14 protein-coding genes are annotated in these 22,891 nt (G+C 55.9%); 2 read left to right on the plus strand and 12 right to left on the minus strand.

Annotated features, from left to right (window positions below; translation table 11 throughout):
- Nucleotides 1–282: 282 nt before the first annotated feature.
- The 7 genes from Q1K76_RS10645 to Q1K76_RS10675 all read right to left on the minus strand — a co-directional run bounded on the left by Q1K76_RS10645 (nucleotide 283) and on the right by Q1K76_RS10675 (nucleotide 14,713).
- Complete coding sequence (locus Q1K76_RS10645; protein WP_300133222.1) at nucleotides 283–2,337, minus strand: alpha-amylase family glycosyl hydrolase; 2,055 nt, start codon at nucleotides 2,335–2,337, stop codon at nucleotides 283–285.
- A gap of 138 nt (nucleotides 2,338–2,475) precedes the next feature.
- Nucleotides 2,476–4,449, minus strand: a complete 1,974-nt coding sequence (locus tag Q1K76_RS10650) for a SusF/SusE family outer membrane protein (protein ID WP_300133225.1) — start codon at nucleotides 4,447–4,449, stop codon at nucleotides 2,476–2,478.
- Nucleotides 4,450–4,476: 27 nt separating this feature from the next.
- Nucleotides 4,477–5,586, minus strand: a complete 1,110-nt coding sequence (locus Q1K76_RS10655; protein ID WP_087407777.1) for a SusE domain-containing protein — start codon at nucleotides 5,584–5,586, stop codon at nucleotides 4,477–4,479.
- 40 nt (nucleotides 5,587–5,626) lie between these two features.
- Nucleotides 5,627–7,264, minus strand: a complete 1,638-nt coding sequence (locus tag Q1K76_RS10660) for a RagB/SusD family nutrient uptake outer membrane protein (RefSeq protein WP_273306539.1) — start codon at nucleotides 7,262–7,264, stop codon at nucleotides 5,627–5,629.
- Between the two features lie 20 nt (nucleotides 7,265–7,284).
- Nucleotides 7,285–10,347 carry a TonB-dependent receptor gene (locus Q1K76_RS10665; RefSeq protein ID WP_300133232.1) on the minus strand — a complete coding sequence of 1,021 codons (3,063 nt, stop codon included), beginning with the start codon at nucleotides 10,345–10,347 and terminating at the stop codon, nucleotides 7,285–7,287.
- 185 nt (nucleotides 10,348–10,532) lie between these two features.
- Complete coding sequence (locus Q1K76_RS10670; RefSeq protein WP_300133234.1) at nucleotides 10,533–12,716, minus strand: glycoside hydrolase family 97 protein; 2,184 nt, start codon at nucleotides 12,714–12,716, stop codon at nucleotides 10,533–10,535.
- 167 nt (nucleotides 12,717–12,883) lie between these two features.
- Nucleotides 12,884–14,713, minus strand: a complete 1,830-nt coding sequence (locus Q1K76_RS10675) for a glycoside hydrolase family 13 protein (protein ID WP_300133263.1) — start codon at nucleotides 14,711–14,713, stop codon at nucleotides 12,884–12,886.
- A 373-nt stretch (nucleotides 14,714–15,086) separates the two neighbouring features.
- On the opposite strand from Q1K76_RS10675, the gene Q1K76_RS10680 reads away from it, so the two are divergent.
- Nucleotides 15,087–16,676, plus strand: a complete 1,590-nt coding sequence (locus Q1K76_RS10680; RefSeq protein ID WP_300133236.1) for a DUF6377 domain-containing protein — start codon at nucleotides 15,087–15,089, stop codon at nucleotides 16,674–16,676.
- A 57-nt stretch (nucleotides 16,677–16,733) separates the two neighbouring features.
- On the opposite strand, the gene Q1K76_RS10685 is transcribed toward Q1K76_RS10680, so the two are convergent.
- Genes Q1K76_RS10685 through Q1K76_RS10705 form a run of 5 tightly spaced genes read right to left on the minus strand, consistent with a single transcriptional unit; the run spans nucleotide 16,734 to nucleotide 21,474 of the window.
- Complete coding sequence (locus tag Q1K76_RS10685) at nucleotides 16,734–17,483, minus strand: glycosyltransferase family 2 protein (RefSeq protein WP_300133238.1); 750 nt, start codon at nucleotides 17,481–17,483, stop codon at nucleotides 16,734–16,736.
- Nucleotides 17,480–18,163, minus strand: a complete 684-nt coding sequence (locus Q1K76_RS10690; RefSeq protein WP_289542076.1) for a CatB-related O-acetyltransferase — start codon at nucleotides 18,161–18,163, stop codon at nucleotides 17,480–17,482. Before Q1K76_RS10690 ends, Q1K76_RS10685 begins: the two co-directional genes overlap by 4 nt.
- 4 nt (nucleotides 18,164–18,167) lie before the next feature.
- On the minus strand, nucleotides 18,168–19,082 hold the full coding sequence (locus tag Q1K76_RS10695; RefSeq protein ID WP_258327826.1) for a glycosyltransferase: 915 nt from the start codon (nucleotides 19,080–19,082) through the stop codon (nucleotides 18,168–18,170).
- Nucleotides 19,073–20,023 carry a glycosyltransferase family 2 protein gene (locus Q1K76_RS10700; RefSeq protein ID WP_300133241.1) on the minus strand — a complete coding sequence of 317 codons (951 nt, stop codon included), beginning with the start codon at nucleotides 20,021–20,023 and terminating at the stop codon, nucleotides 19,073–19,075. Before Q1K76_RS10700 ends, Q1K76_RS10695 begins: the two co-directional genes overlap by 10 nt.
- Complete coding sequence (locus tag Q1K76_RS10705) at nucleotides 20,020–21,474, minus strand: lipopolysaccharide biosynthesis protein (RefSeq protein WP_300133243.1); 1,455 nt, start codon at nucleotides 21,472–21,474, stop codon at nucleotides 20,020–20,022. The genes Q1K76_RS10700 and Q1K76_RS10705 overlap by 4 nt, the downstream gene beginning before the upstream one ends.
- A gap of 463 nt (nucleotides 21,475–21,937) precedes the next feature.
- On the opposite strand from Q1K76_RS10705, the gene Q1K76_RS10710 reads away from it, so the two are divergent.
- A complete protein-coding gene (locus Q1K76_RS10710; RefSeq protein ID WP_087407788.1) occupies nucleotides 21,938–22,885 on the plus strand; it encodes a type IX secretion system membrane protein PorP/SprF in 948 nt (315 codons plus the stop codon).
- Nucleotides 22,886–22,891 lie beyond the last annotated feature (6 nt).

Here is a 22,891-nt window from a genome sequence, read left to right on the forward strand (position 1 = left end):
AGGTGAGCGCAAAAAGACCAAACTTGTTTGAGTTTTTTTGCCGAACCGCATCCTGGCTTATCCAAAGATAGCGAAAGGTGAGCGCAAAAAAGCCAAACTTGTTTGAGTTTTTTTGCCAAACCGCATCCTGACTTATTCAAAGTCCAAGAGAGAAACGGGACTCCAGGACCTTCGGGCAACCCGCTATAAACCAAGCGACGGCCTCGCAAAGAGGCCGCCGCTTACCAATTACACTATCACGTTTCCACCGTCGGTCGGGGCTCTCAAGCGCCCGACACCCGGTCAGTTGTTCTTCAACAGATAGACTACCGACGAATAGGCCCCAAGCCTGAGGGTAGTCGTCTCGCCCTCTACCTTCGAGGCCACCGTACCCGATGTGGCCACAGCCTTCTCTATCGGGTCGAGAAGCGGCAGACTGATAATGGCACTCCCGAAATTGTGCACGACCAGTACCCGCTGGTCGCCCTCCGTCATATACCAGGCGGCAACCGTGGGATATTGCGTATTCTCCTCGTTATAGACCTCGTGCCGCGACATCGTACCCGAGGCCAAAGCCGGATAGGTCTGCCGCACGTGAGCAAAAGTGAGATAGGTGTTCAGGAGCGAAGTCGCATCGGTTTGCTGCTCGCTCACCGGCTTCACCTGCGAGGCTACCGAGGGGTCTACCTTGGAGGTGTAGCTCGTGGTGTAGCTGTCGCCCCAGAGCATGGGACTGCGCACATACTCGTCGCCATTCGCCTTGGTGCCATAGATACCCAGCTCTTCGCCATAATAGATATAGGGCGAACCCGGTGCCGTGAGCAATACGGCCGCCGCCAGGCGACACTTGTTGGCCGAGCGGTTCAGCTTCGAGGCCGCCCGGTCCTCGTCGTGGTTGCTCAGTTTGGTCGCCCGGATATAGTCGGGTCGATAAGCGGCATACTCCTCCTGATACGAAAGCAGGTCTTTGACCAGATAGCAGCCCTGGTTGTTGTTGATGGCCCACTCTACCCGATACCAGAACGAGAACTCGAACAAGGCGGGCAACCCCTGATAATAGGGTGCCACCTCGTTGTGCTCCGAGAGCACCTCGCCCACCATGTAGAAGTCGTCGGTGTGGCCCTGCTGCTTGTAATAGCTGTTCATGTCGTCGTAGAAGAGGCGTAGGAAACGGGGGTTCTCGTCGGAGGTGGCATTGTGGTAGATGTGCTTCACGGCATCGAGGCGGAAGCCCCCTACCCCACGGTCTATCCAACCCTTGGCCGCACGGCTGATGGCCTGATAGGCGGGCGACTCGGCCGCCTGGTCTACGGGACCGTAGTTCAAATCGGCAAACCAGTCGGTACCGAAAGCCGAGTGGAAATACCACATCTCCATCCCCTCGAGCAAAATATTCTGGGCATTCTCGCCCTGCTTCAGGGCAAAGGGCTCTCCCAACCGGGCCTGGTCGCCCTGCCGGGCCGCACCATATTTGTAGTTGCCCCACTGGGTGTTGCTGGTGCGAATGAGGAATCCCCACGACGAGGCAAAGTCGACCGTCAGCTCGTAAATGCCGTTTCCCTTGTCGTAGAACTTTTTGCAGACGGCATCGCCGTAGTACAGATACTTGTCGCTACTGGTCGAAGGGCTCGTGTTGTCGGCGTCGACATCGGCCCGGGTGGCCTGGGTCACCGTGACCGTGGGTTGCGACGGCGAGCTCCAGTCGAGGGTAAAGGTGTAGTAGCCGCCGGCCTCGGTAGGCACGGCAAACCATTCGCCCGACTTATAGCCGGCTGCCCCCTCGCTGGCAATCATGGGCACCCGACCGGCCTGAATATCGGCTGCCGGGTCTTGCGAAAAGGTGTAATAATCGCGATAGGGATTGTCGAGCGACGAGGTGGCCTGGGTAAACCAGGGGTGATTGCAACCCGTGTGGTTCATCACGTAATCGAGATAGATGGTGATGCCCCGCGCCCGGGCCTCGCTCACCAGCCGGTCGAAGTCGTCGAGGGTGCCGTATTGCGGATTCACCGCTGTATAGTCGGTCACGTCGTAACCGTGGTACGACATGGCGGGGTGTATGGGCGACAACCAGATGGCCGTGATGCCCAACTGTTGCAAGTAATCGAGTTTGGCGGTGATGCCGTTGAAGTCGCCCGTACCGTCGCCATCGCTGTCGGCAAACGAGTAGACGAGCAACTGATAGGTGATGTCGGCCCGCGGAGTACCGTCCCACTCGTCGGGCGAGGGAACCACATCGGTCCATTGGCCCGAACCGCCGGCCCCGTTATCGTCGCCGACAAAGTGCTCTTCGGTGCACGCCGTACCGGCGAACAACAGGCTACACCCTACCAGAAATGAGAATAGAAACTTTTTCATACTGTCTTGTCCATAATCGTAAATTGCGATGCACATCTCCCGCAAGAGAGCTGCGGTCATCGGGAATAAAAAGAGAGAGACCGGTCTCTACCCGGATACCCGGGGTCCGGCCGGTCTCTCTGTGCTATCGGATTTCTGCTATTGAGCGGTAAGTGTGCAGTACATCTGTGCGCTGCTGGTGCGTTGCAGATACATCTCTACGAGATAGTTACCAGCCTCGGCCACAGCTATGTTACTCCCTTTGAATACGAGATCGTCCAAAGAGCCGCCCAGGTCGATGCCCGAGTCCCAGGTGCCGTTGGCCCGGAACTTCATCTCACCGGCCGTGAGGGCAACCGTACAGCTCCAGCAACCTTTCTCGGCGTCGTAGGTCATGGCCGTTTCGCTATCCCATCCGCCGGGAGTAGCGGCACCGATGAGGCCCCAGCTCTCGATGAGGGTAGCCTTGAGACTCTGCGTCATCACGTCGGCCTCGATGTAGTAGAAGCCCGGATTGGCCATGTTGATGTTGGTGCTGCCGCTGGCAGGAGCGAGACCCTCGCTATAATCGGTGAAGTGGGTGCTGTTGTACTCACCATCCTCCCAGTTGCGGGCCAGGGTGAACTTGAACTCACCGTCCAGACGGCTGAAACCGGTATAGATGCCGTTCATCTCGAGCGAACGCAGGGCCGGAGCCGTAGCGGGATCCCAAGCCGTGGGGGTCTGGTGGTTACCGAGCACGTAGATATACTCTTCGGTGGGGAAGGTCGTGCTCACAATCTTGGCCACATAGGGGTGCTTGCTCACGTCGAGAGTCACGTTGTACTCGCCGGTAGCCTTGTCGAATACGATATTGGGAGTTCCGTCGGAGAAGCTGCCCTCGCCGTCGATGGCATAGCCCCAGTTGTTGTTGGCGCGGTATTTATACTCGCCGCTCTCGGTCAAGGTGGTCTTCAGGGTGAAGGTGTTGGAGGCGGCATCGTAGGTCATGGGCGTCTCGGCATCCCACCCGCCGGGGGTAGCGTTGCCAATCATACCCATGCTCTCGATCTTCACCAGAATGAAGTTCTTGAACTTGATGTTGGCACATACGCGATACAAACCGGCCTCTACGCCGATGGCGCTTCCGCCCTCGGTCAGGGCACCGCTGGCCACCAGGTTACCGTTGGCATCGTTGGCAAACTGGGCATCAGCGCCATACTCTACCTGAGCATCACCATCTTCGAAGGTGAAGCTGGCTGCCTCGGTGAAGTTGACGAAGCACTCGAACAACCCCTTCTGAGCCGAGCTCTGAGGTATCTGCTTGTCGGTACCTTTCAACGTGACGAAGGCGGGGAAGTTGGCTTTGTAGGTAGTCACCGTCATGGTGGCAGGAGCCGAGGGCAACCCCTCTTCACACGAAGGCGAATAGGCCTTTACGGTGAAGGACACTTCGCTGGCAGCCCCCTCGACAGCCCCGGCACTCACAAAGAGTTCGTTCCACGCGTCGACCGTAAGGGTGCAGGAGGTTTCGGTCAGACCGGTAGCGGCGGTAACGGGCTCGCCTCCCCCGCAGCTAACCAGCACGTCGTAGGTGATGGCCTCGTTGTAGTTCAGCCGCGCCGGCTCCCAGGTGAGCAACGTGAGCTCCTCGGTGAGGTTGTTGATGTCGAGCGTGAACTCGCTCTCGGCCGGTGTGGCTACGGCCGAAATAAAGTTGCCGTAGGAATAGACGGTCATCATCAGCTCGGCCGACTTGTAGACCGCCTCGGCATCGGCAGCCTCGACATAGAAGTTGAGGTCGAAGGTCGAGTTTTCGGGAATGGAGGTAATGCCCTCCAGCAAGGTGCGGAATGCGGTCTTGCTCATCGTGAGGGTCAGAGCCGTGGTGCTCCCGCCAACCTGCACGGGCTCTTCCTGCCCGTAGCGAACGAAGAGCGAATAGGTGACATCACCCTTCAGAAAACGGGCGGCGGTCCAGGCCCACCGGATAGGTTCGTCCATGGTGTTCTGGGTCATCAGGATGCTCCCGTTGTTTTGCAACGAGGGAGCCACAGGCGCGGTCGAGAAGGTATCTTCCGGGTCGTCCTGACACCCCGTGGCGGCCATCAGGGTGATGGCTGCTATGGCTATGTATTTGAGATATTTTATCATGATTGTATCGATTAAAGGTTATCGGTTTTATTGTTTTTGAAATTCCAGTACATAGGGGGTGCGGTTGGCATGGAGCACGACCACGAAGGTTCCGCTCTCGGGTACCTTGAGGTTGTCGCCACCGGCTGCCAGCACGAAACCGCCGGGCACATCGGTACTGGTCGAGCCGTCGCCGCCCCAGTTGGTAGTCCAGGCACCATCGGCACGCACCTTCAACTCCTTGCCGCCCTCCAGTTCGAGGGGTGCGGTCTTCCAGGTATTGTCGGTCCAGTCATAAACCAGAGGTGCATCGGCACCGTCGGCCCAACCTGAGAAGTCGCCGGCCAGACCCAGGGTCTTACCTATGGGTGTCTGCGTGATAGACATGGCCACGGTATTGACCGACAAGGCATAGATGTTGGTCTCGGTAATGGGCAGGTTGAGGTTGTTGTCGTTGTTCTCCACGTTGGTCCAGTTCGACTGCAACGCACTGTAACCCCAGTTGGCATCGGACCACGACCGGGCCACCGTCACCTTGAAGTAGGAGTTTTCGCCATCGGTAGGCGTGCAATCCGAGGGGATGGAGAGGTCGACCATACACTCGTAGGTATTGGTTCCGCCACCGGTCTCCCAGAACTGGGATGCCTGGTCGATGGTCCACTTGTTGAACTCGCCGCACAGGAACAGCCACTTAAGCGGGGCGGCATAGGTCTGTACCGAGAAGGGATTGGAGAGGGGCGATTTCACCACCTCGGCATAGGCGGCACTGGCAATCTGGGCCGATACATAGGCGGTCACGCCCTCGGCCTTGTCGTTTTTGGTCACACCCAGGCTATTGATCACCACGCCATTCAGGTCGCCCTTCTTCACGGCCAGCGAGGTGCCGTTGGTCGTTCCCAACAAGCCCTCTTTCTCGCCCAGGGTGAGATAGACCGAATAGAGTATCTGCACCGGCTGCCCGAAGTCGGCCGGAGTCCACGAGAAGATGACATTCTCGTCGTCGGAGTTGTCGGCATTGACAACCACGTTGCCGCAATCGCTCATGACGGGAGCCACAAAGTCGGCAGGCGCATTGAGTTGCGGAGTATCTATCTCCGTTTCGCAGCCGGCCAGCAGGGCTACCGCTGCGAATAATGCTATATTTTTGAATAGTTTCATAATCGTTTCTTATTGAGGATTGATGATATTGTGGTGATGATTAGTAACCCGGATTCTGCGTGAGGTTGGAGTTCTCGGCCACGTCGTTGTCGAGCAGCGGGAATATGGTGCGATAGGCCGGAATCTCTACGGCTCCGGTGGGCACACCGCCCTTGTAGGGCCAGGGGAAGCTCATGGAGGTGAAGTAGCCGTAGCGAATGAGGTCGGTACGACGGTGACCCTCCATCATCAACTCGCAGGCACGCTCTTTCAGGATGAAATCGAGGTCGATCGATGCGGGAGTATCGAGCCCGGCACGGTCGCGCAACTGCTTGATATAACCGAGGGCCTTGGCGTCGGTGGTAATGCCGTTGTCCAGGCGGGCTTGTGCCTCGGCGTAGATGAGGTACATCTCGGCCAGACGAATCACGGGGAAGTCGGCCGACGAGAAGTTGTTGTCGAGGTGGAGCTGATTTTGAGAATCCATGCTGTTGAACTTCCAGCAGCGCCAGCCGGTCTCGGCCACCTTCAGGTCGAACTCTTTCTCGCAACCCGTGTTGCAGAAGAAGGCGCGCTTGTCGCTGCCCTCGCGGTCGTAACCGATGCCGGTACCGCCCCACGAGACATTCTTCATCTCGAAGTTGGCCTCTACGTATTCGTTGGGGATGTGGTATCCGTTCCAACGCTCGGGCGACATGAAGGTGTTGTCGCCGAAGCCCAGCTCCTTGGCAATGGCCTGACTGGCTGCATCGTGCACGTTACCGCTCACCAGGTGGGTGGTTCCACCCCAGCTCTGCATCAGGTTGCTGTCGTAACCGATGGCAAAAATCATCTCTTTTTGAGCGTCGGGATTCTCGCCGTTATCCTGCAGGAAGAGGTGGGCATAGTTCGAGCACAAGCCGTAACCCATGCCAATCACCTTCTCGGCTGCCGTGCGGGCATCTTCCCAACGGGGAGTGCCGGTATAGACCTCGGCATTGAGATAGAGGCGGGCCAGCAAAGCCTGTGCACTGCCTTTCGTGGCACGCGGATAGGGAACCTCGCCTACGTTGGGCATGGCGCTGTTGGGGTCGGCCAGTGCTTTCAACTCACTCTCGATCCAGGCAAACAGCGCCGGACGTCCTATCTGCGTCGGCAGCGAACCGCCACCGATGTTCTCTTCGGTAGCAAACGGCGGGTTGCCATACAGATCCATCAACACGAAATAGGCATAGGCGCGCAGGAAACGGGCCTCGGCAATCAGTCCGGGCAGACCGTCCATCTCGCGGCCTGTGGCACGGGTGAGGAACTCGTTGGCACGGGTAACCGTGATGAGACCACGGGTGTAGGTGGCCACCAGGGCGGCATTACCGCCGGCTGTCCACGAAGCCGTTTGGGTCTCGGTAATGTAGCTGTCGCCCCAGATACATTTCATGGCGTCGGTACTCATCTCGTTCAGCACCACAATCTGGCGGATAAACTCGCTCTGTCCGGCATCGTCGACATTGATGTCGGCCTTTCCCGGGTCATTCTGGCTCGACAGCGAGAAGGAGCCGTAGATGTAGGCCAGTCCCCGTTGAAAGTCCTGTATGTTCTGGTAGGCCGTTTCGCCGGTCTTGTCTGTCTCGTTCAGAGGTACGGTATCCAGGTCGCCGAGACAGGAGGTCATCGAGAGCGCCGTCGCTGCGATGGCCAGTGTATAATATATCAGTTTTTTCATAATGCTGTGTCTTAGGGTAGTTAGAAGTTAATGTTGAGTCGCAAGGTGTAGAGACGGGGACGGGGAATGAGGTTCTGGTCCACACCGTCGAGTTCGCCGCTGCTGTTGACCGTGAGTTCGGGGTCGAGGCCGCTGTACTTGGTGATGACAAATACATTCTGTACCGAAGCACCGATGCGGATTTTGCCCTTCCAGTTCTTGATTTTGTCGAAGGTGTAGCCTACGTTGATGTCGTCCATGCGGAAGAACGAGGCATCCTCGAGGAACATGTCGGAGAAGTGCTGGAACTCGGTGAGGCTCTCGGTCCAACCGGTCTTCTGGCAAATGGGCATGAGGTTGTCGATGTAGCCCTTGGTGTAGTCGTCCTTGTAACCGCTGGAGTTATCCTTGGCCACCTTGTTGAGGGCATAGCCGCCCAGTGAACCGTGGGCATTGAAACCGAAGTCCCAGTTCTTGTACACGATTTGCGTGCTGATACCGAAATAGAAATAGGGCATGATGCTCTTGCCGGTTACATAGCGGTCGTCCTGCGCGATTTGGCCGTCGCCGTTGCGGTCGACCAGCGCATTCTCTATGGGGTTGCCGTTGGAGTCGTATACCTGTTGGAAGAGGTGATAGGTGTAGGGAGCATAGCCTACCCGGTAGAGCGACGAGTATCCGCTGGTACCGCTCAGGTTGGAACCGACGCGTACGCCCAGATAGTCCTCGGTAGGCACATTGCTCAGCTTGGTGATTTTGGTGTCTTGCCAGGTACCGTTCAGGTTGATGTCCCAGTGCAGGTCTTTGGTCTCGATGGGTACGAAGCTCAAGTTCACCTCCACGCCCTTGTTTTCCATGTCGCCCACGTTGGTAATCACCGTGTTGGAGAAGTTGGAGCCGAGCGGCGTGGTGATGTCGTTGAGCAGGTCGTAGGTGTGACGCAGATAAGCATCCACGCTACCGCTGATGCGGCCGTTCAGGAAGCCGAAGTCGACACCCACGTTGTAGGTTTCGGTGGTCTCCCACTTGATATTCTTGTTGTAGGCCATGGGCGAGATGGTATAGGCATAGCCGTCAACGCCGTCGCCCAAACCGGGGAATCCGGGAATCATCATGTTGGGGCTGGTCGAGATGACATACCGCGGCTGATAGGCGTAGCAGTTGTCCATACCGATGTCCTGCTGACCGGTGCGACCCCAACCCAACCGAATTTTCAAGTTGGAGAGCGGTGTCTGGTGGTCCTTGATAAAGTCTTCTTCCACGATATTCCAGGCAAAGGCGGCCGAGGGGAAGAGACCCCAGCGGTTCTCCTTGGAGAAACGCGAAGAGGCATCGTCGCGCAACGAGAAGGTGAACAGGTATTTCGAGTCGATCGAGTAGTTTACACGGCCGAAGAACGAGAGCAGGTAATACTCACGACGGTCCGAGGGGCTGTCGAGGTAAACCTCGTCGCGGTTGGCGTTATAGAACGAGATGTTGTCGTACTTCACATAGTTGTGTTGCCAGGAGTAACCGGCCATCACATCGAGGTGGTGGATACCGAACTGCTTGTTGTAGTTGGCATACAGCTCGAGCAGCGTGTTGGAGTTGATGTTGGCATACTCTTCGTAGAGGTCGCGACCCGACATGTTGTTGCGAGCCGAGGTTACCGACCCGAGAGCGGCATATTTGTAGCCGTCGGTACGAGCCACGTCGTAACCCAGGTTCAGGTTCAGGCGCAGGTCTTCGAGGCCGTGAATCTTATAGTCCAACTGCACGTTACCCAACGAACGCCACGAGTCGTTGCGGTTGGTATAGTCGTAGAGTTGCGACAGGGGGTTGATGCCGTAGTTGGTACTTACCTGACCGCCCACGTTCCAGTTCCAGTAGCCGTTGAAGAGCTCTTTGTTGATGCTGCCGTCGGCATTGCGGAAGTAGGGTTCCTGCGTCGGGGTGAAGGAGATGGCGCTGCCCACGGCTCCCGAGTTGGGATAGTTGGCCTTGTTGTAGATACCCTTGGCGTTGATGTTCACGCTCAGGTGGTCATCGAAGAATTTGGGAGTCATGCTTATCGAGAGGTTGGCACGCTGGTTGTCGCCCACCTTCAACGTAGCCTCGTCGTAGGTGTAGCCCATGCTCACCCGGTAGGGGAACTTGCCTTTCACATTGCCATAGACACTCAGGTTCTGGTCGGTCGTGAAGGCCGTGCGGTAGATGAGGTCCTGCCAGTTGGTATTGGCCGTACCCATGAGCGACTCTACGGTCTCCAGACGGCTGGTGCCGGCATAAGTGCTGCGCATGTAGTCGCGATATTGGTCGCCCGTCATCACGTCGAGTGTCGAGCTGTTCTGTTTCAAACTGTAGCTGGAGTTGTAGCTCACCTGCACATTCTTGCCGGTGCCCTTCTTGGTGGTGATGATAATCACACCGTTCGAAGCACGCGAACCGTAGATGGCGGTGGCCGAAGCATCCTTCAATACCGTATAGGTGTCGATGTCGTTGGGGTTGACCGATGCCAGCGGGTTGGCCATGCCGGCACCACCCTCGGCCGTAACAGGTACCCCGTCGATTACGATCAAGGGGTCGTTCTTGGCCTTCAACGAAGCGGCGCCACGAATACGAATCGTTGCACTACCGGTGGGGTCGCCCGCTGCGGGAGTAACCAACAGGCCCGGTACCTTGCCCTGCAGCATCTGGTCGGGCGAGGTGACGGCACCACGGTTGATGTCCTCGGCCTTGATGGCGGTAATCGAACCGGTGAGGTCGGTCTTTTTCACCGTACCGTAACCAATCACAACCACCTCGTCAAGCAGCTCTTCGTTTTCGTGCAAAACAAATTTCATCAACTCGCTGGCAGGTTGTTCCTGAGGTTGATAGCCAATGTACGAAACGGCGATGATGTCGCCCTTGTTGGCCTTGATGGTAAAGTTTCCGTCGATATTGGTACTCGTTCCGTTGCCAGTTCCCTTCACCAGGACGTTGGCTCCGATAATAGCCATACCCGTGTTGTCCAATACAACACCCTTCACTGTCATGCTCTGTGCGAAAGCATGTGCAGGTAGCAAGAAACCTACTATACACCATAATAGGATTTTGCTCGCAATTTTCAGAATTTTTCTTTTCATGTTATTAGCTTAAAGTAAAAAGGTTTCTTAATATTATTGGAATCATCGAATGCAGGCCTCTCCAGACATAACGCCTTTGCGGCTACGAATCAATGACTTCTGTGAAAATACCGTGTGCCTCCGCGATAGAGAAAGAGGCCGGGCTCCCCGACGGGAGCCTCGACTTCTTTCACGAGGAGAGAAATTTACTTAATCTCTTTAATCGAGATGGCGTATCCGCCACCCACGGCTGCGGTAAGTTTGAGTTTGCTCTTGTTGGTTACTTTCTTGTGAGTAATGGTATAGGCCTGCGGATTGGTCTCCCAGTGGGCATCCTTGGCGTCGGCATAGATGGTGGCCTCGTACTTCTTGCCCGGGGTGAGGAAGTCGAGCACGAGCTCCGACTTATGTCCGTTATAACCGGCCGTACAGCCTATGTACCAGTCGTCGGTCCCCTTGGCCCGGCGGGCAATGGTGATGTATTCGCCCGGCTCGGCCTCCAGGTATTTGCTCTCGTCCCAGTCGATGGCCACATCCTTGATGAACTGGAAGGCATCGGGGAAGCGCTGGTAGTTCTCGGGAATGTCGGCAGCCATCTGCAGCGGGCTGTACATAGTCACATAGAGGGCCAGCTGACGGGCCAGCGTGGTGCGGGCACGCGAGGTGTTCGAGGGGGTCATCTTGCTGCAATCGGTCTCGAAGATACCCGGGGTGTAGTCCATCGGGCCGCCAATGAGGCGGGTAAAGGGCAGAATGGTGGTGTGGTTCACGTGGTTGCCGCCGAATGCCTCGTACTCGGTACCCCGGGCCGACTCGTTGGCAATGAGGTTGGGATAGGTGCGGCACAATCCGGTGGGGCGCACGGCCTCGTGGGCATTGACCATGATCTTATAGTCGGCAGCCTTGTCTACGGCATAGAGGTAGTGGTTGACCATCCATTGCCCGTAGTGGTGTTCGCCACGGGGAATGATGTCGCCCACATATCCGCTCTTGACGGCATGGTAACCGTTGTCGACCATGAAGCGGTAGGCATTGTCCATGTGACGCTCGTAGTTGCGTACCGACGAGGAGGTCTCGTGGTGCATGATCATCTCCACCCCTTTCTCGGCGGCATAGCGGTGAATCTCCTGCACGTCGAAGTCGGGATAGGGTGTTACGAAATCGAATACATAATCCTTGCTGTTCCCGAACCAGTCTTCCCAACCGATGTTCCAGCCTTCGACCAGCACGGCGTCGAAACCGTTGGCGGCCGCAAAGTCGATGTAGCGCTTCACGTTCTCGGTGTTGGCCGAGTGGGTGCCGTTGGGCTTGGTCTTGGAGTAGTCGGTCTCGCCCAGGTGCACGCTATACAGGTCGTTGGTGTAGGCCCAGGTGCCTTTGCCGGTAATCATATCCCACCAGATACCGATGTATTTCGTCGGTTTTATCCAGGAGGTATCGGTGAGTTTGCAAGGTTCGTTCAGGTTGAGGGTGATGCGCGAGGCGAGGATGTCGCGGGCATCGTCGCTCACGATAATCGTGCGCCAGGGCGAACGGCAGGGGGTCTGCATGTAGCCCTTGTCGCCTTTGGCATCGGGGGTGAGCCACGACTCGAACACCAGGTTCTTGTCGTCGAGGTTCAGGTGCATGCACGAGTAATCGACCAGAGCGGCTTCGTGCAGGTTGATGTAGAGGCCGTCGTCGGTCTTCATCATCAGGGCCGTCTGCACGCCGGTGGGCGAGAAGGGAGTTTGCGACGAGTTGGGCGTAATGGCTTGCTTCATCAGCCCCCGAATCTCGGAGAGGCGCGAAGTGGTGTAGTCGTACTCCTGGGTATCGTAGTCGCCCGGAATCCAGAAGGCGGTATGGTCGCCGGCCATGGCAAACTGAGAGTGTTCCTCCTTGATAACGAAATAGTTGAGCTCTTTCTGCTGCGGGAACTCGTAGCGGAAGCCCAGACCATCGTTGAACAGCCGGAAGCGAATGACAATCTGACGTTTGTTCTGAGGCTGGTCGAGGGTCACGGCCAACTCGTTGTAGTGGTTGCGTATCTGGCTCTCTTCGCCCCAAACCGGAGTCCAGGTCTCGTCGAAACTCGACGTCTGAGTCTGGGCCACCGTGAATCCGTTCATCAGATTGGCCTTGGCTTCCAGCCCTTCGATTTTTTTCGGACCGGAGAGTTGAAAGTCGGTTTGTGCGTTGGGGTCCTCCTGCTTGAGTTCCAGACCCAGGGTGCTGGTCTTGATGACCGGCTTTCCTTTATAAGATAAATCGTAGGCAGGTGCCCCGTTGGCAGTGAGGCTGAAGTTCATCACCAGATTGCCGTCTGGCGAAACCAACTGCTGGCCATTCGACAGGATGGGTATACATACCATGGCCCCGGCCAGGATGAGATGTTTGATGCTATTCATGGTGCGTTTTTTTGGTTAACTTGTTACGTGTTTGAGTTTGGTTTCAAAATTAGAGGATAAAGAGCCCTTTCTATTCGGATAGAATAAATTTATAAACGCTTTATCTTCTCAAACTTCTTATTTACAAACAATTGAATCTTTCGCTCCACCGAAATATTATAAACGGTTTAGAAGCAGAGCAGCAGCGATTCGCGAGGCTCGAGCGAGAGTTTCTCCCCCAGTTCGACCGTGCGGCCGCTCAAGAAGTCGGTAGCCGAAGCTGCGGGCAACACCTCGCGATAGGGAGTGAGGTTGATCTCTTGCGGCTCGTCCGACCCGTTCATAATCACAACGGCCGAATGCTCGCCATACTTCCGCTCATACACATATACGTTACTCATTATCGAGAAGTGGGTCAGACTTCCTTTCCCGATTACGTCGTTGCCCTTACGCCAGTTCAACAGCTTGCGGGTGTAGTCGAAGGCTTCGTTTTGCAGGTCGGAGCGCCCCTCGGCCGTGAAGCAGTCGCTCTTGTCGCCCGACCAGCCGCCGGGGAAGTCGCGACGCAGCATACCGTCGCCTTCGCTCTTGTCGGCCGCCATCACAATCTCGGTGCCGTAGTAGAGTTGCGGGATGCCGCGTGTGGTGAGCAGGAAGAGCAGCGCCTGTTTGTAGCGGGTGAGGTTGGCGGTATCCTCCGCTTTCTTGTAGAAACGCGAGGTGTCGTGGTTGTCGAGGAAGATGAGCAGACTCATGGGATTGGGATAGACCAGGTCTTGCGTGAGGTAGTCGTACAACCGGTAGAGGCCGCCGCCCCAGTCGGTCGTCTCCTCGTCAAAGGCTTTGTTCATCAGGTCGGTGAGGGGGAAGTCCATGACGGTGGGCAGGTTGGAGTTGCGGGGTGCAGCCAGCCGGCTGTCCTTCTGCCAGAACGACACCAGCACATTGCTGTTGAGCCACGTCTCGCCCACGATGTTGAAGCGGGGATACTCGTCGAGTACCTCGCGACACCACTGCGACATGAAGTCGAAATCGGCATAGGGGTGCGTATCCTGGCGGATGCCGTTGATGCCGGCATACTCGATCCACCAGATGCTGCTCTGAATCAGGTAGCGGGCCACATGACGGTTGCGGTGGTTCAAGTCGGGCATCACCTGGGTAAACCAGCCGTCGGTAGCCAGCCGACGCTCATACTCGCTGGCATGGATGTCCTGCACGCTGGCCGTCTTGAATGAGGTCTGGGTATAGTGCGACTTGAAGTTGAACCAGTCGGTCGAGGGCTTATCCTTGAACAGGTAGTTCTCGCTGCCGCAGTGGTTAAAAATCATATCCATCACCACCTTCAGCCCCTTCTGGTGAGCCTGCTCGGCCAACGCCTTGAACTCCTCGTTGCTGCCCAGGCGGCGGTCTACCTGATAGTAGTCGGTGATGGCATAGCCGTGATACGAACCGTCGGGCATGTCGTTTTCCTGGATGGGATTGAGCCAGATGGTAGTCACGCCCAAATCGGCCAGATAGTCGAGGTGGTCGGCCACCCCCTTCAGGTCGCCGCCGTGGCGGGCATACTGTCCGTTGCGGTCGACCTTATTCTCCAACATGCCGGGCACCACGTCGTTGTCGGGGTTACCGTTGGCAAATCGGTCGGGCATAATCAGATAGAGTACATCCGAGGCGGTAAAGCCCTCGATGTCGTTGCCGTTCCGGCTACGGGCTTTCAACTCATAGGGGACCGTAAAGCTCTTTTTCCCCTTCTTCAGCACGATGTCGAAGGTCTGCGGAGCCGCCTCGGAGAGGTCGACATACAGCAGCAGGTAGTTGGGATTGGTCTGTTTCACGACCTCTTTCAACTCTACGTCGCGACTCGAGAGGGTCACGTCGCAGGCGGCAATGCGGTCGCCATACAATAAAATCTGTAACTCCGTATTCTTCATGCCCGCCCACCAGAAGGTAGGGGCAACTTTCTTTACAATCGGTGCAGAGGCAAAGAGATGAGCCGGCCAAATCAAGAAGCTAAACATGATGATAAACAATGTGCAGGTCCTTTTCATACTATTAGAATATTGGTGTAATACAAATATATAAAAAATGTGAACGCAGCCGGAGAGCCAACATGTTTTTATAAATCGTGCAACGGTCTATTATATTGTAAAACAATCGATTGAATTTTTATACAGAAAAGAAAATATAAACCGTTTCAACGCCTGTTCCCGCTTTTTCAAACCATTTCGTCTCCCCATAAAGGGGGTGTATGGCCACAAAGCCCCCGGGGTACTCCCCCACTCGATTTCTACCCGCTCCCAGAACTTCGAGCAAGGCGAGAATAATCCCTCTCGTTTTCATTTTTTAATGGAAAATTTATTATATATTTGTATTAAGGATTAAAAACTGTTTATGCGTAAGGTTGTATTTGCTCTATGGATGCTGATTCTTTGCCCCGTGGCCGGTGCAGAGAATACAGAGACACAACAGGTACTGGAACGATTGGATGCCGTGATTGCACAGAAGGAGAGCTACCGGTCCCGCAAGGAGGCCAAAATCGGCGAACTGAAGCAAAAGTTGCGCCAAGCCTCATCTCCCTCGGAGAAATACAGGTTCTGCAACTCGCTTTTCTATGAATACCTTCACTATCAAGCCGATTCGGCTACCCGCTACCTCAATCTGAAGGAGGAGATAAACCCAGACCCCATATTCCCCGACAGCAAGGCCGAACACACGATATGCCGGGCCGAGGTGATGAGCGTCATGGGCATGTACAACGATGCCTTGCTCGAATTGGAGACCATAAATCCCGGTCGCCTGGGCGAGGAGACCCGCCTCAAATACTACTATGCCTGCCGCTCGTGCTATGGCTGGCTGGCCGACAACATCGTAGACCCGCAGGTGAAGCAGAAGTATCTGGAGAAGACCGACCTCTATCGCGACTCCATCGCCCAATTTCCCCTGAACGAGACCGACCGCACCATCCTGATGGCCGAGCGGCTGACTCTGAACGGCAACCCCGACGAGGCTATCCCGATGCTCGACAAGCAACTGGCCACCGTCCGCGACATGCAGTACCTGTCGTATCTCAACTACACCATGTACGAAGCCTATCGGGCCAAGGGCGACGTGGAGAAACAGATCTACTACCTGGCACATACGGCCATTTGCGACCTGGAGCGGGTGGTACGCGAGTATGCCTCGCTGCAGAAACTGGCCTGGCTGATGTATGAGCAGGGCGACATAGACCGGGCCTACTGCTACCTGAACTGCTCGATGGAGGATGCCGTGAGCTGCAACGCCCGCCTGCGGTTCCTGGAGGTGACCGAGTTCTACCCCATCATCGACCGGGCCTATCGCGAGAAAGACGAACACGAGCAGTCGGTCGTGCGCGGCATGTTGATGGGCATAAGCGTATTGTCGCTGCTGCTGATTGTGGCGGTCTTCTACTTGTACCACTGGATGAAGAAGCTCTCGGCCATGCGGAAGAGCCTGTACGAGGCCAACTGCGAACTGAAAAACTCGAACGCCACGCTGGCACAAATCGGCAAAATCAAAGAGGTGTACATAGCCCGCTATCTGGACCGCTGCGTGGGCTACCTCGAGAAGCTGGAGCAATACCGCCGTTCGCTGGAGAAGCTGGCCATGACCTCCAAAATCGACGAACTCTTCAAGACCATACGCTCCGACCAGTTCCTGCGCAGCGAGCGCGAGGCCTTCTACCGCGAGTTCGACAAGTCGTTTCTCGACCTCTTCCCCAACTTCATCGAAGACTTCAACAAGCTGCTGGTCGAGGAGGGGCGCATCTATCCCAAACCGGGCGAACTGCTCAACACCGAGTTGCGCATCTTTGCCCTCATCCGTCTGGGGGTAACCGATGCCAACCGCATCGCCCACTTCCTGAGCTACTCGCTGGCCACGGTATACAACTACCGCAGCAAGATACGCAACAAGGCAGCCGGCGACAAGGAGCGATTCGAACAGGAGGTGATGAATCTGTAACCGCATGGAGCGGTCGGGAGCGGTGTGGCCGGTGCCTGTTCCATAAGCTGTATATTACTATTCACGGCCGGTCAATCGGGCTGCGGCAAAACGCACGGCAAACCACAGATGACGCACGAAGGTGGGCAGCGTGCCGTAGTAACGGCACATAATCGCATATCGCTCACGCAGCGAGGCCTTGCGGTTGGCGGTGGTAACCCCCTCGTTGAGGTAGTCGACGAGGGTCTCGTGCGTGTTGGTAATCGTGCGGGCCGCCAGCATGCAGCGGATACACCAGTCGTAATCGGCCGAATAGCGATATTGCAAATCATACTCGGGAGCTATCGCCCGCCGCACCACGAAAGCCTGGTGGCACACCAGCATACCCATGCGGAAACTCTTCACCGTCAACACCTCGGGGGCCTGCAACCGACGCATGGCCACGAAACGGCGCCGGGCATCGACGAGAGCCGTCTCGCCATAGACGATGTCGGGGTCGGTTTTTTCGATGGAACGGGCTATTTTCTGCAACGTATCGGGGGCATGCAGGGCATCGCCGGCATTCAGAAAGATGAGGTATCGGCCCTTAGCCCGGCGCAGTCCCTTGTTCATGGCGTCGTAAAGTCCCCGGTCGGGTTCGCTCGTCACCGAGGTGACGGCCCACGAGGCCCGGGCCAGGGCTACCGTGCCGTCGGTCGAGGCACCGTCGACCACCAGATATTCATAATCGGTAAAGGTTTGGCACTCGACACTCTGCAACGTGGCAGGCAATGTAGCCTCCGCCTGGAAGGTAATCGTGATAATCGAGAAAAGCGGACTCTCCATCATAACTTGTTTTTCATAAATAACTCTATATCAGTAAAGCTGTCGGCCTGTTGGCGGAGCTGGTCGAAGGGGCGCTCCCACCAGCGCGAGGCGAGCAGATAGGCAATCTGCCGGTCGTCAAACCGCTTGCGTATCTCGCGGGCCGGTACCCCGCCTACAATCGTATAGGGCGGCACATCGTTCACCACCACGGCTCCCGTGGCAATGACAGCCCCCGTACCGATGCGTATGCCCGACATAAGCGTCACGTTGTTGCCCATCCACACATCGGCCCCCACCTCGATGCTGATGCCCCGCTCGGGGTCGCAGTAGCGGCTCTCCTCGAACCGTTGCTCCCGCACAAACGAGAATCCCGGCTGACCGTGGGGCGAGAAGAAGGCGGGGTGAGTAGAGACAAAGGTGTGGGTGGGGTGCTGTCCGTTGACAATGCGCACGTTGCGCCCGATGGAGCAGAAGGGCCCCACCTCGGCATCGGTGAAGTTGCTGCCGCGGCAAATGTAGGTACCCCGGCCTATGCGGGCCCCGGCCAGCAGCACGTTGTCCTGTATGGTGTTGTAGCCCTCGAGGCGGGTACGGCCGTTGATATAGGCCTTGTACGATACACGCGAATGGTGGGCCAAGCGGTAGTAAAACTGCATGAAAAACATGACGATGCGGCTGGCCAGGCGGGTTAAGTCTCTCATCGGTTCATCTCCTCTTTTTAAATAATCGAATCCACAGGTTGCCGATAAATACCAGCAGTTTGTGCCGGTAGGAATAGTTGTAACGATAGGTACGCGAATAGACCTTGCGGGCAAGCTGGCACTCCTTGATTGGTGAAATGGGCACCACCTCGATGGGATTGGGGTCGAGGGTCTGCGTGCAGAGCTGCATGGTGTTGCAGTGGGTGCCGCTGCCGTCGAAACCCACGTTGTCGACCAACGACCGCTCGGTGCCCAGCATGAGTTTGTCACGCAGGAAGAGCGAGGCATACCACCGCACGAACCACGAGTTGTTGCGCCCGGCAATCTGGTCGCGCAACATCTGGGTGAAGTGAAAGCCGCCGTCGAGGTCGAACTGCCAACAGAGCCCGCGCGACTCGATTTCGTGCAACAGCTTGGCCCCGTCGGGCTCGAAGTATTGCCAGGCCCGACGCCAGGTACCCCACCCCCAACTGTTGCACCACTTGATGAGGAAGGTCTCGGGCAAGCGGCCCTTGTGGTCGAGCATGTGGCAAGTCACATGGCACACCTGCTCCTCCTCTTTATAGGTCTCAAGGGCGTCGTTCATAAAGCGCAGGAACCAAGGCGATACCACCAGGTCGTCTTCCAGCACAATCACCCGGTCGTACTGCTTCAGCACAGTCGTGACTCCGTCGATGACATTGGCGGCCAACCCCCTATTTTCGGGACGCTCCACCACCGTCACCCGGCGGAATTTCCAGGGCCGGGACACCACCCGGCGCACGGCTGCCACGGCCTCCTCGCTGCCCGGTTTGGCCCCGTCGGCAAAGATATAGAGCTCGCTCTCGGCAGCCAGCTTGTTCTGCTCCAGATGCTCCAGGCAGATACGGGTGTGCTCGGGCCGGTTGTAGACAAACAATATGACAGGAGCTAATTCCATATCGGTCGTATTTTCGAATGAATAGATTCCAGGAATACCGGGAGACCTCGCTTGCAGCTCTCCCTCACGGCGGTAATGTAGCTGTACTGCCACAATAGTCGACCGCTTGCCGCAACATAGAAAAGGACCTCGCTCCAGCGCCCTCGCAAGAGAGCCCGCAAGGCCGGTTTCCACGGAGCCAGGATACCTCCCCACAGACGGCTGAAAAGAGAGCCGTTTACATCGGCAACCACTGTGAGGTAATAGATGCGGTCAAGGCGCATCTGCATGGCACGAGGTGTAGGCCGATCCTGCCGGTCGTGATACCCTTTTGTCTGCGGAGCATACCCCACCCGATAGCCGTAGTAACGGACTCGGTGGATATAGTCGACATCCTCGCCATAATGGAAGAAGAGGGGCGAGAAGCCACCCACTTTCCGCAATACCGTTACGGGCATAAACCAGAATGCCGCATTGATGAACGTCACCTCGACGAGAGCCGATTTTTTCGATGAAATGGACAATTTACCTCCTATATATCGGGCAAATGAACTGTCGAGACGACTGCCCTGTCCGTTGAAATGAACCGGCGAAATCACGCCATACTCGGGATTCTGCTGCGACAACTCCACCCATGGACCTATGGTGTCGGGCTCAATCCAGGCATCCTGATTGAGCAGAAATACATAGTCGTAATTTTCGTCAATAGCTATCTTCATGCCCAAGTTGTTGGCCTGTCCGAAGCCCAAGTTTCTTTGACTCCTCAACAGACGAACCCATCGATATTTCTCAGCGAGAATCTCTACCGTGCGGTCGGTCGAAGCATTGTCGACCACCACTACATCGGTCGGATAGTGCGACTGCTCGAGGCTACCCAGACAACGCTCTATCCACGGCTCGAAGTTGTACGAGACGATAATCGTGAGCACCCGGGGGCACTGAGCTCCATTCTGTAACGTCATGCCTCACCTCCTTTCTGCAAGCGGGCTTTCAACATCGACATGCTCTCTTGCCACATCTCCAGCTTCAGCAGATAGGCTCCGCCCAGGTAGGCGACAGCGTAGACCAACGGCACAATGCACAACCTCCACACGTCGCCCGGCAACAACAGGTAGACTCCAGCCGAAACGATGGCCGAACCTAATGCCAGCAGGAAATAAGGAGATATATCCTTGAGGTATCCGCCAAAGCCATAGCCGATGAACCTGCGGGCAAAAAATATGCCCGTGACCAGCGACAGCAACGAATACGAGACCCACCACACGATAAGGCTCATAATACCCGACGAATAGAACAGGGCGATACCCAGAAAGAGATAAGACTTCTTGCCAATCTCGATAAAGAGATTGAGTCGCGAATAGCCCAAGCTATTGAACAAATCGTAAAAGAGAATGATAAAGGGCGAGCAGATACCCGAGAGGCACAACAATCGGAAGTAGGGCACCGAAGGGAGCCACTGAGCCTTGAGCACCAGGAGGATAAACGGGTAGGATACCACAATCATGAGCAGCATGATGGGGAAAATGAAGAAGGCGATGGCCTTCACATTCTTCCGGCAGATGCGGTTGAGCCGCGGCAGGTCGTCCTGCACGGTCGAGAATACCGGAAAGGCTACCGAGCGGAATATGTTGCTGATGAGCGACGAGGCTATATCCTGATATTTGTCGGCCTGGGTATAATAGCCCGTCTGTGTCATGCCGTAGAACTTACCGATGATGATGGGATAGATTTTGTTGAACACGTTGTTGATGATGCCCGAGACCACCAGGTTGGAACTGTAGCCGAAAAACTCGCGCAACGACTCCATGCGGAAGACCCACTGCGGCCGCCAGTCGTTAAAGAGCCAGAAAAAGAGGGCCCGCAGTGCAGCCAACCCCAGCGTCTGGGTAACCAGTGCCCATACTCCCATGCCGCAGTAGGCCATCACTACCGCCGCAATCGAGGCCAGCCCCAGTGCCCACAGGTTGACCCGCGCATTCACCGAGAGCTTGAAGTGCTTGAAAAGCAGCGTCTGCTGAATGAGCGAGAGCGCATTCATGGGGATAACCAGAAAGAGCACCCGGCAGATGGCTGTAAGGTCGGGCTCGTTGAAGAAGTCGGCAATCCATGGAGCTGCCGCGTAGAGCAACCCGTAGAGCAGGCAACTGATGGCGATATTGAGATAGAACACCGTGCTGTAATCGGCCTGCGTCGCCTCCTTCTTGCGGATAAGTGCCGAAGAGAAACCGCTATCGATCAAGATGCCCGAGAGCGCGATAAAGATGGTAAGCACCCCCACCTTTCCGTAGTCGGTAGGCGAAAGCTGCCGCGCCAAGATGATACCGGCCACCAGATAGAACAGCTGTTGCCCCAACTTGTCGGCCGAACTCCACACGAGCGCCTTTGTCGTCTTTTTCTTCAAATTCTCTTCCATATACCCAATGGCAGTCGATAACCTTCTGCCCTACAAAGATAATGAAAGTCGAAAGTAGAAAAACAAGCTCGCTTGATTTTTATACTGAGACGCATCTTATCTTCGTGTAACAAAGATAATGAAAGGTGAGAGCAGAGGCAAAAAGAAAGCCAAGTTTTCATTTTTGGCTATGCCGAACCGCATCTTGTCTTCTGCAAAGATGAGAAAGTCGAAAGTAGAAAAACAAGCCGGCTCCAGATTTTTATCAGCCAAGTCCGTCACGAGCTCCACAGACAACCGACGACAACGCCCCGAGAGCGGCTGTAAGCACATTTTTCGAGACGAAAAAGCACGCATATACTTTCACTTTTCGTAATTTCGCGCCCGAAATCGGTTGTGTCAAACAATTTTAAAGGCTGTTTTCAGTTATTATAAATACCGGGATTTTGACGAACGCCACCGAAAAGCGTCCGGGAAAGAGAGTATGAAGATTGCGAAAATCGTTGTCGTTGCCTTGTGCTGTCTGGTCTTTGCCCCTGCAAAGGCCCAGATCGACACGCAGTTCAGCCAATACTGGGCGCTCCCCGGCTATTACAACCCGGCAGCCGCCGGCAGCACCGACAAACTGAACATACTCACTTCGACCCGGCAACAGTGGATAGGCATGCCGGGAGCACCGCAGACCTACTTCGTCACCGGCGACATGCCCTTCAAGTTTCTGAAACAGAACCACGGCGTGGGTCTGGTCGTCACCTCCGAGACCGAGGGTCTCTACTCCCACCTGATTGTAGGGGCACAATACGCCTTCAAACTGAAGTTGTGGACGGGCGTCCTCAGCCTGGGCGTGCAGTTGGGCATGCTCGACGAACGGTTCGACGGAACCCAGGTGAGCATCCCCACGAGCGACTATCACCAGGCGACCGACGACGGAATACCCACCACCGAGCTGCAAGGCATGACCTTCGACATGTCGTTCGGCGTGTGGTACTCGCACCCCTGGTTCTATGCCGGCTTGTCGGTGTCGCACCTCAACGAGCCCCATCTCACTTTTGAGGACAAATACGAAACCTATATCGGCCGATCCTATTATTTTATCGCCGGAAGCAATATTCCCATTAAAAACACGTTATATGAAGTGCAGCCTTCCATGATGGTGAAAAGCAACCTCAACGTGACACAATACGAATTATCGTGCCGCTTGAAATACAACAAGTTGTTTTGGGGTGGCCTCTCCTACCGATGGAAAGATGCCTACATATTCATGATAGGTGCCGAATATAAGAACTTCATCGCGGGATATGCCTACGACTACCCGGCATCGGCTATCGTCAAAGCCAGCAGCGGGAGCCACGAGGTCTTTCTCGGATACCGTTTGAAACTCGACCTGTCGGACAAGAACAAGAACAAACATAAAAGCATACGCATAATGTAGCTGTAG

The sequence above is a fragment of the uncultured Barnesiella sp. genome (assembly GCF_946496565.1).
GTDB classification, from domain to species: domain Bacteria; phylum Bacteroidota; class Bacteroidia; order Bacteroidales; family Barnesiellaceae; genus Barnesiella; species Barnesiella merdigallinarum.